Raw genomic sequence first — 9,123 nt, 5'->3', positions numbered from 1 at the left:
TTCTGCACCACGGAGCCGGAAGCCGGCTCCGACGTCGGCGCGATGCGCACCCGCGCCGTCTACGACGAGGCCACCGACGAGTGGGTGCTGACCGGGTTCACCGGGACGCATCCGGGTGAACGGCCGGGTAGTGCCGTCGGGGCCGGCCCACACCACGTTGCAGCCCAGCGCGTCGTGCCCCTCCCGGTAGGCGCGTGCCGACACCGGAACCGGCTCGTCGACCACCGCCTTGGCCGGGTATCGCCCGCACGAGACGACGGGGGAGACGTCTTCGATCGGGAACCGTCCAGTCACCCCGCCAACCTACTGCGCGAGATCCGTTCGCGCGCGGCCAAGCACCTCCGTCCGCCCTCCAGCGGTCGCCAGCACAGATGTCCCGTATCGGGATGTGTCACGTATCGTTGGTATTACGTGACGGAGGTCCAGAGCATGCGGTTGAACAGCAAGGGTCAGGTGACCATCCCGGCAGCTCTGCGGGCGCGCTACAACCTGCACGAGGGCGACGAGGTCGATGTGGTCGAGGAGGGTGGGGCCCTCCGCATCGTGCGCGTGCACGGTGCCGACACCCGTGGGGAGCGTCTCGTCCGCCACATGCGGGGTCGGGGGAGCGCCAAGGAGACCGAGCACATGTCCACCGAGGAACTGATGGAGTTGCTGCGTGGCGAGTGACCGGCTCCGCGCCGTGCCGCCGCGTCCAACTGACGCCGTGACGACCCTGGTCGACACCAACGTGCTGCTGGACATCCTCACCGATGACCCCAAGTGGGCGGAGTGGTCCGGGGGCGCCCTCGCCGAGGCCCGCGACGCGGGCCATCTGGTGATCAACCCCATCGTGTACGCCGAGGTGTCGGTCCGGTTCGACCGGATCGAGGAGCTGGACGAGGCGTTGCCGGCGGGTGACTTCCTCCGCGAGGAGCTCCCATACCTGGCAGGCTTCCTCGCCGGCAAGGCGTACGCGCGATATCGGAGGCTGGGTGGCGCGAAGCGGTCGCCGCTTGCCGATTTCTACATCGGCGCGCATGCGGCCGTATGCCGGTACGACCTGCTGACCCGCGATGGGGCGCGATACCGCACGTACTTCCCGACCCTGACGCTGACCACACCAGGCGAGTGACCGCCCCTGGGTCATCGCTAGGCCGTGGGAGACGGCCGACGCGGCTCTCGGCGACGTCACCACGGCGACGGCCCGGCACGGGCGGCTGGTGGCCGGTGACGAGTGGCGGGGGTTGCCGCCCGAGCACCGGGCCGGGTACCTCCTTGATGTGGCCCGCCTGTACGCCTTGAACGGTGACATGCACCGCGCGGGCCCGAGCCGTCCTCGACGCGGAACGCACCGCCCGCAGTGAGGTGCACGACCGGCCGGCGGTACGGAAGCTGGTCGCCGTCGTGTGGCGGTCCGCCGACGCTCCGACCGGACTGGCGCAGCTCGCCGCCACCCTCGGCGTTGCCTGAGGGTGGTGCGCTGGTGCGTGCCTGAACTCGCTCATCGGGAGCGCTATCTGCGCCGGTGGTAGTGGTTGCGGCGGGGGAGTTGTTCGGGGTCGAGCCAGGCCGGTGGGATGAATTCTGGATGCCCGTCGCCGCCAAGCAGCACGACCCAGTCGCCGCGATGCACGTGTCGGTGGTGGTGGCCGCAGAGCAGCACGGCGTTGTCGAGGCTGGTGTCGCCGCCGTCGGCCCAGTGCCGGATGTGGTGGCCGTCGCACCAACGCGGTGGGCGATCGCACCCGGGAAACGCGCAACCACGGTCGCGCAGGACCAGGGCGCGGCGCAGTGGACCGCTGATGAGTCGGCGTTGCCGGCCGACGTCGAGGACCTGGCCGGTGCCGCCGAGCACGGCGGGCAGAATGCTCGCGTCGCAGGCCAGGCGACGCACGGCCTCGGGGGTGAGGTGCGGGCCGATGTCGAGAGCGCCGGTGCCCAGCTGTCGGGTCAGCCCGTTGTAGTCGGTGGTGACGACGACCTGGGCGAGGTCGCCGCCGCTCTCGGGCAGGTCACCGGTGCGTAGCGCGAGTCTGCAGACGTCGGCGAGGGCGTCGTGGCGGCGTTGCCCCGGGGTGCGGACGTCGTCGGGCGCGGTGGGCGTGGTGAGCGGGTCGATGGCGGCGCGCAACGCGGCGGCGGCTTCGGTGTCGAGGATGCCGGCGAGGCGTAGCCGGCCGTCGGTCTGCTCGCTGATGGTGACGTGCCGGTCCCGGGCGGCCCGCGAATCCTGCGCCCGCAGCGCCGCCTCGGCGGTGGCGTCGGCGACCTCAGGGGCGACGTGGTCGAGGATGCGGGTGCCGAGCCTGCGCAACAGAGCGGCATCGAACTGCGTCGCCCAGTCGACGAGAACGCCGACGGCCTTGTCGGCGGCGGCCGTGCCGGCCGTGCTCTGGACGGTCTCGACCGTTGCGGCGATGACCCGGACCTGCTCCACGTCGACCACCCCGCTGGCCAACGCGTCACGCACCCCGGGCGGGGCGGTGTCGAGGGTCGCGGCCAGCTCGACCAGCCGACGGGCGATACCGACCCCGAGCCGCAATCGGTCGCGCAGCCACACCGCCGTCGAGGATGCGCCCTGAGCCGTCGCGGTGCCGCGGCCGTCCAACTCCCGCACGAGGGCCAGCTTGACCGCCGCCAGGCGTTGCTCGACACGGTGCACCGCGTCGAGTGCCGCGACGAGGTCGTGCTCGCTGGCAGCCCAGGCGGGCGTGTCGAAGCAGGCCGCCACCGCGGCCTCGGCCTGCTCCAACACATCGATCATAGCTAGAGATTAGAACACCTGTACGACACTTTCCGGCACCGTTGACCGTCCCGCCGCAGCCGATCATCAGGGCCACCGGGATGCGCGGAGGTGGCGTAGCCTCCCGCCATGATCGAACGGGTGAGGGTCGCGGTTGTCGGTGTCGGCAACAACACGTCGGCGCTGGTGCAGGGGCTTGCTCTCTACCGCCAGAGCGGCAGCCTGGTCGGAATCCGCAGACCGGTGATCGACGGGCTCGGGGTGGGCGACATCGACGTCGTGGCGGCCTTCGCCACCTCCGCGGAGAAGGTCGGTCGGGACCTGACCGAGGCGATCTTCCTGCCGCCCAACAACTTTCCCCGGCTGCCGTGCGACCTGCCCTGGGCGGACGTGCCCGTCACGAGGGGCCTCGTCGACGCGACCGAGGTGCGGCGGGTGGCTGCGGCGCTGGCGGGAGCGGAGGTGCTGCTCTACTCGGCGCCGAGCGGCCGGCCGGAGACCGCCCAGGCGTACGCCGAGGCAGCTCTCACCGCGGGTGTCGCCTTCATCAACACCACCGCCGACCCGGTCGCCCGCGACCCACGCCGGATGGAGAGGTTCGAGGCCGCCGGCCTGCCGCTGATCGGCGACGACCTGGCCAGCCAGTTCGGCACCTCGGTGGTGCACAACGCGCTGCTGCGGCTGCTGAAGGAGCGGGGCCTCACACTGGTCAGCTCCTACCAGGTCAATCTGGGCGGCACCGAGGACTTCCGCAACCTGGTCGAGAACCCCGACACCAAGAAGCGGTCCAAGCTCAACGCCCTGTCCGACGCCGACAGCGTCGAGGTCGCCCCCCTTGGGTACCTGCCGCACCTCGGGTCGCAGAAGGTGGCGCACCTCAACGTCGAGGCGCGGGGTTGGGGTGAGACCTCAGTGAGCCTCGACGTGAAACTGAAGGTGCACGATCCGAGTGGCGCCGCGGGCGTCAACATCGACCTCGTCCGCATTGCCGCCAGCGCCCTCCGCAACGGGCGTGGCGGTCACTGCGCCGAGGCGACGTCGTTGCTCAAGTCGCCGCCGGGAACGGCTATCTGAATTCGGCGCCGACCGAGCGGTAGACCTCCAGCGTCTGGCGGGCGATGGAGTCCCAGGAGAAGTGCTCCACCGCGCGCCGGCGACCGGCCAGGCCGAACCGCTCCGTACGTGCCGGGTCGGCGAGCAGGGTGTTGATCGCCGCCGCCAGGTCCGCCACGAACTTCTCCGGCTGCAACGGGGTTCCGGAGCCGTCGGTGGCCTGCTCGATGGGCACCAGCAGGCCGGTCTCATCGCCGGCCACGACCTCGGGGATGCCGCCGGTGGCGGTCGCCACCACTGCCGTCTCGCAGGCCATCGCCTCCAGGTTGACGATGCCCATCGGTTCGTAGACAGACGGGCAGACGAAGACCGTCGCGTGGGTGAGCACCTGGATCACCTCGGGCTTGGGCAGCATCTCGGCCACCCAGACCACTCCGGAGCGGTTGGCCCGCAACTCCGCGACCAGTCCCTCCACCTCGGCGGCGATATCCGCCGTGTCCGGCGCGCCGGCGAGAAGCACGAGCTGCGTGTCCGCCGGCAACTCCCGAGCGGCCCGCAGCAGGTACGGCAGCCCCTTCTGCCGGGTGATCCTTCCCACATACACCACGCTGGGACGGGACGGGTCGATGCCGAGTCGGTCGAGCACGTCGGTGTCGTGGTCCGGGGCGTACTGCACGGTGTCGATGCCGTTGTAGACCACCCGCACCTTCGACGGGTCGATCTGCGGGTAGGCGGTCAACACGTCGCTGCGCATCCCCCCACTCACGGCGATCACCGCGTCGGCGGCCTCCATCGCGGTCCGCTCGATCCAGGACGAGAGCGCGTACCCGCCGCCGAGCTGCTCGGCCTTCCACGGCCGCAGCGGCTCCAGGCTGTGCGCGGTCACCACGTGCGGCACCCCGTGCAGCAGCTTCGCGGTGTGTCCGGCCAGGTTCGCGTACCAGGTGTGGCTGTGCACCACGTCGCTACCCGCGGTGCCGGCGGCCATCTCCAGGTCCACACCCATCGTCCGGAGCGCGGCGTTCGCACCGGTCAGGCCGGGCGGTTCGGGGTACGCGGTGACGCCCGGCTCGGTGCGCTGCTGGCCAAAGCAGTGCACGCGGACGTCGGTGAGGCGGCGCAACTCCCGGGCCAGGTACTCGACGTGCACGCCCGCTCCGCCGTAGACCTCCGGCGGGTACTCGCGGGTGAGCAGATCGACGCGCAGCGGGGTGGGTTCCGTCATGACCCCGCACCCTAGTGCAGAAGACTCCCCGTACGAGTGGTGAAGTGCGACGCGGGTGGATAGCGTCGTGGCATGGCTGCCAAGGTGCTCGCGATCGTCCTGGCGGGTGGGGAGGGCAAGCGCCTGATGCCACTCACCACGGATCGGGCCAAGCCGGCCGTCCCGTTCGGCGGGATGTACCGCATGGTCGACTTCGTCCTCTCCAACCTGGCCAACGCCGGCTATCTCAAGATCGTCGTGTTGACCCAGTACAAGTCCCACTCCCTCGACCGGCACATCACCAAGACCTGGCGGATGTCCACGCTGCTCGGCAACTACGTCACCCCGGTGCCCGCGCAGCAGCGTCGCGGCCCGTGGTGGTTCGCCGGCTCGGCCGACGCCATCTACCAGAGCTTCAACCTCATCAACGACGAGCAGCCCGACTACGTGATCGTCTTCGGCGCCGACCACATCTACCGGATGGACCCCCGGCAGATGGTGGAGGACCACATCGCCTCCGGCGCCGCGGTGACCGTTGCCGGCATCCGCCAGCCGCTGTCGATGGCCGACCAGTTCGGTGTCATCGAGGTCGGCGAGGACGGCAAGCGCATCAGGGCGTTCCGCGAGAAGCCGACCGACGCTGTCGGTCTGCCCGACGCGCCGGACGAGATCTACGCCTCGATGGGCAACTACGTCTTCACCACCCGCGCACTGTGCGAGGCGGTCGAGCGCGACGCGGAAGACAAGACCAGCAAGCACGACATGGGCGGCAGCATCATCCCGATGCTCGTCGAGCGGGGCGAGGCGAACGTCTACGACTTCCGCGACAACGAGGTGCCGGGCAGCACCGACCGCGACCGTGGCTACTGGCGTGACGTGGGGACGCTCGACTCGTTCTACGACGCGCACATGGATCTGATCAACGTGCACCCCGTCTTCAACATGTACAACTTCGACTGGCCGATCTACACCGAGCAGCTGCCGTGGCCGCCGGCGAAGTTCGTCCACCAGTGGGGTGAGCGGGTCGGCCGCGCTGTCGGCTCGATGGTCTCCCCGGGCGTGGTGATCTCCGGTTCGCTGGTGGAGAACTCGATCGTGTCGCCGAAGGTGCGGGTGCACTCCTGGGCGCACGTCGAGGGCTCGGTGCTGATGGAGGGTGTGGAGATCGGCCGGCACGCGGTGGTTCGGCGGGCCATCCTGGACAAGAACGTGTTCGTCCCGGAGGGCGTCGAGATCGGCGTCGACCTGGAGAAGGACCGGCAGCGCTACACCGTCTCCGACAACGGCATCGTGGTGATCGGCAAGGGCCAGAAGGTCGAGCCGTGACCGACCCGCACACACCGAGGAGGATCCCGCAGTGACCCACCCCCGTGCCGGCCAGCCCGCCGAGCCCGCCGACCTGGTCGACGTGCCGCGCCTGGTGACCGCCTACTACGCCGAACATCCGGATCCCGCGGACCCGGCGCAGCAGGTCTCCTTCGGCACTTCCGGCCACCGCGGCTCCAGCCTGCGCAACGCGTTCAACTCCGACCACATCCTGGCGGTCACCCAGGCGCTCTGCGACTACCGACGGGAGCAGGGGCTCGACGGGCCGCTGTTCCTCGCCCGGGACACCCACGCGCTGTCCGCGCCCGCCGCTGTGGACGCGCTGGAGGTGCTCGCTGCCAACGGGGTCACAGTGCTGGTGGACAGCCGCGACGGCTACACCCCGACGCCGGCGCTGTCGCACGCGATCCTCACCCACAATCGGGGGCGGACCAGCGGGCTCGCCGACGGCATCGTCATCACCCCGTCGCACAATCCGCCCGACGACGGCGGGTTCAAGTACAACCCCACCAACGGCGGTCCGGCCGACACCGACGTCACCCGGTGGATCCAGGACCGGGCCAACGCGATCCTCGCCGCCGGGCTCAAGGAGGTCCGCCGGATCACCTACGCGCGGGCCCGGGCCGCGGACACCACCGGGGAGTACGACTTCCTCGCGCACTACGTCGACGACCTGCCGGCGGCGATCGACATCGACGCGATCCGCGACGCCGGAGTGCGGATCGGCGCTGACCCCCTCGGTGGGGCGAGCGTGGCGTACTGGGGCGAGATCGCCGAGCGGCACCGGCTGGACCTGACAGTGGTCAACCCGACGGTGGACCCGACCTGGCGGTTCATGACCCTGGACGGCGACGGCAAGATCCGGATGGACTGCTCCTCGCCGAACGCGATGGCGTCGCTGATCGCCGCCCGCGCCGACTTCCAGATCTCCACCGGCAACGACGCCGACGCCGACCGGCACGGCATCGTCACCCCCGACGCCGGCCTGATGAACCCCAACCACTTCCTGGCGGTGGCGATCGGTCACCTGTTCCGTACCCGCTCCGAATGGGGTCCGGCCGCCGCCGTGGGCAAGACGCTGGTCTCCTCGTCGATGATCGACCGGGTCGCCGCGGACCTGGGCCGACCGCTGCTGGAGGTGCCGGTCGGCTTCAAGTGGTTCGTGCCCGGCCTGCTCGACGGTGCTGTCGGCTTCGGCGGTGAGGAGAGCGCCGGGGCGTCGTTCCTGCGCCGCGACGGTTCCACCTGGACCACCGACAAGGACGGCATCCTGCTCTGCCTGCTCGCTTCCGAGATCCTGGCCACCACCGGGCGGAGCCCGAGCGAACACTGGGCGGAGCTGGCCGAGCGCTTCGGCGCCCCCTCGTACGCCCGGATCGACGCCCCGGCCACCCGGGAGCAGAAGGCAGTGCTCGGCAAGCTCTCCCCGGAGCAGGTCACCGCCACCGAGTTGGCGGGTGAGCCGATCACCGCGACGTTGACCACCGCACCTGGCAACGGCGCACCGATCGGCGGCCTCAAGGTCAGCACCGAGTCCGGCTGGTTCGCCGCGAGGCCCTCCGGCACGGAGGACGTCTACAAGATCTACGCCGAGTCCTTCCAGGGCCCCGACCACCTGAAGCAGATCCAGGAAGAAGCCAAAAACCTGGTGGACCAAGCCCTGACCCAGTCCTGACCCCCTGGACCCACGTTGATCAAGAGGTTTGCGTCATGCCGCCCGGCGTGTCGTGACGCAAACCTCTTGATCGAGCGCAGGGCTTCAGCAGGGTGGGGGGTCGGCGGGTGGGGGTAGCTCCTGGCTGCGTCGGCGTAGCTCTTCGGGCAGCAGTTCGCGGAGCTGCTCGGGGAGGAACGGCAGGTCGAGCAGCGTCATCTTCAACTGGTTGCGCTCCTGGTAGCGCAACGGGTCGAAGCGGACCACCAGACCGGCGTCGCGGCGGTACGAGATGTCCACAGTCCCCTCCGTGGCCGCGTCGCGGAACACCAGGCCGTCCATCTCCACCACGACCGGCGACGAGTTGGGCTGCAACTCCAACCGGATCTTCTCGTCCGGCGAGAGCACTACCGCCCGGGAGATGCCGGCCATCGGCGCCGCCGGCGTGATCACCACCGAGTCCGCCGCCGGGGAGATCAGTGGACCACCGGCCGCGTAGCTGTACGCCGTCGAGCCGATCGGGGTGCTGACCACCACGGCGTCGCTGCGGTAGTAGCCGTACTGCTGGCCGTCGATGGCGAGCGTGACGCTGACGAAACCGGCACCCGGCTGGCGGACCAACGCGATGTCGTTGAACGCCACGACGTCGTCACCGCACACGTCGCAGGCGAGGCACGCGTGCGACTCGACGGTGAAGTCCTTCGACAGCAGCCGACTCAGCGCGTCGGGCAACTCCGGTGGTTCGATCTCGACGAGAAACCCCAGACGACCCAGGTGTACGCCGAGCACCGGCTTCGGGTCGCGGACGGCGGAGCGCAGCGCACCCAGCATGGTGCCGTCACCACCGATGCTGATCAACGCGTCGGCGCGGACGGCGACCTCGCCCTCCGGCACCGGTTCGACGCAGGACGGGACGCGGTGCTGGTCCTCCTCGCGCACGAACAGCGTCTTGTGGTGGCGGGTGGCCCACCGTTCGATGATTTCGGCCACCTCGGTGACATCCCGGGTGGGGTGCAGCACAAGTCCCAGCCCCGACACCCGTACAGCTCATCACATCGTCGGCGGGCGCACCCGGCGTACGCCGAAGGTGCGCCGGCGGCCCGTGGACCGCCGGCGCACCACGCCGCCCTCACGGGCGGGGTTCGCGGCCGTACGTCTTCG

Annotated in this window: 9 protein-coding genes and 1 pseudogene; 6 read left to right on the top strand and 4 right to left on the bottom strand. The window is 70.3% G+C overall.

All coding sequences use genetic code 11. The features are described from left to right. Positions 1-99: 99 nt before the first annotated feature. A pseudogene (locus ACWCO3_RS26255) lies at positions 100-294 on the bottom strand (maltotransferase domain-containing protein); the annotation flags it as partial. A gap of 117 nt (positions 295-411) precedes the next feature. On the opposite strand from ACWCO3_RS26255, the gene ACWCO3_RS26250 reads away from it, so the two are divergent. The 3 genes from ACWCO3_RS26250 (at position 412) to ACWCO3_RS26240 (ending at position 1,452) form a co-directional block, all read left to right on the top strand. Further along, positions 412-669: an AbrB/MazE/SpoVT family DNA-binding domain-containing protein gene (locus ACWCO3_RS26250; protein WP_244311810.1), complete on the top strand. Its 258-nt coding sequence runs from the start codon at positions 412-414 to the stop codon at positions 667-669. Between the two features lie 37 nt (positions 670-706). Further along, positions 707-1,114, top strand: coding sequence for a type II toxin-antitoxin system VapC family toxin (locus tag ACWCO3_RS26245; protein WP_450012549.1), 408 nt, complete (start codon positions 707-709; stop codon positions 1,112-1,114). A 173-nt stretch (positions 1,115-1,287) separates the two neighbouring features. Next, positions 1,288-1,452, top strand: coding sequence for a hypothetical protein (locus ACWCO3_RS26240; protein WP_167524890.1), 165 nt, complete (start codon positions 1,288-1,290; stop codon positions 1,450-1,452). A 43-nt stretch (positions 1,453-1,495) separates the two neighbouring features. Here the strand turns inward: ACWCO3_RS26240 and ACWCO3_RS26235 are convergent, their stop codons facing one another. Further along, positions 1,496-2,746 (bottom strand): DUF222 domain-containing protein, encoded by a 1,251-nt coding sequence (locus tag ACWCO3_RS26235; protein ID WP_450012547.1) that lies wholly within the window; start codon positions 2,744-2,746, stop codon positions 1,496-1,498. A 108-nt stretch (positions 2,747-2,854) separates the two neighbouring features. Between ACWCO3_RS26235 and ACWCO3_RS26230 the strand changes: the two genes are divergently transcribed. Beyond that, positions 2,855-3,799 carry an inositol-3-phosphate synthase gene (locus ACWCO3_RS26230; protein WP_450012545.1) on the top strand — a complete coding sequence of 315 codons (945 nt, stop codon included), beginning with the start codon at positions 2,855-2,857 and terminating at the stop codon, positions 3,797-3,799. Here the strand turns inward: ACWCO3_RS26230 and glgA are convergent. Continuing rightward, complete coding sequence (glgA, locus tag ACWCO3_RS26225; protein ID WP_358163098.1) at positions 3,792-5,003, bottom strand: glycogen synthase; 1,212 nt, start codon at positions 5,001-5,003, stop codon at positions 3,792-3,794. The two genes, ACWCO3_RS26230 and glgA, sit on opposite strands and share 8 nt — an antisense overlap. A 72-nt stretch (positions 5,004-5,075) precedes the next feature. Between glgA and glgC the strand changes: the two genes are divergently transcribed. Both glgC and pgm read left to right on the top strand, forming a co-directional pair. After that, a complete protein-coding gene (gene glgC / locus ACWCO3_RS26220; protein WP_088990519.1) occupies positions 5,076-6,308 on the top strand; it encodes a glucose-1-phosphate adenylyltransferase in 1,233 nt (410 codons plus the stop codon). 31 nt (positions 6,309-6,339) lie between these two features. After that, the gene (gene pgm, locus ACWCO3_RS26215; RefSeq protein WP_145784240.1) at positions 6,340-7,983 is read left to right on the top strand and encodes a phosphoglucomutase (alpha-D-glucose-1,6-bisphosphate-dependent); all 1,644 of its coding nucleotides are present in this window, start codon (positions 6,340-6,342) and stop codon (positions 7,981-7,983) included. Between the two features lie 84 nt (positions 7,984-8,067). Here the strand turns inward: pgm and ACWCO3_RS26210 are convergent, their stop codons facing one another. Continuing rightward, entirely contained in the window at positions 8,068-8,991 is a 924-nt protein-coding gene (locus tag ACWCO3_RS26210; RefSeq protein WP_423438427.1) for an NAD(+)/NADH kinase, read from the bottom strand. Positions 8,992-9,123: the final 132 nt, after the last annotated feature.

It is taken from the genome of Micromonospora sp. NPDC002411 (assembly GCF_053592955.1).
This window is presented reverse-complemented; position numbering and strand designations above follow the sequence as displayed.

Excerpts from the sequence above, each read along its gene's own strand:
- ACWCO3_RS26235 (WP_450012547.1), bottom strand. The coding sequence starts at position 2,746 with ATGATCGATGTGTTGGAGCAGGCCGAGGCCGCGGTGGCGGCCTGCTTC.
- ACWCO3_RS26230 (WP_450012545.1), top strand. The coding sequence starts at position 2,855 with ATGATCGAACGGGTGAGGGTCGCGGTTGTCGGTGTCGGCAACAACACG.
- glgA (WP_358163098.1), bottom strand. The coding sequence starts at position 5,003 with ATGACGGAACCCACCCCGCTGCGCGTCGATCTGCTCACCCGCGAGTAC.
- glgC (WP_088990519.1), top strand. The coding sequence starts at position 5,076 with ATGGCTGCCAAGGTGCTCGCGATCGTCCTGGCGGGTGGGGAGGGCAAG.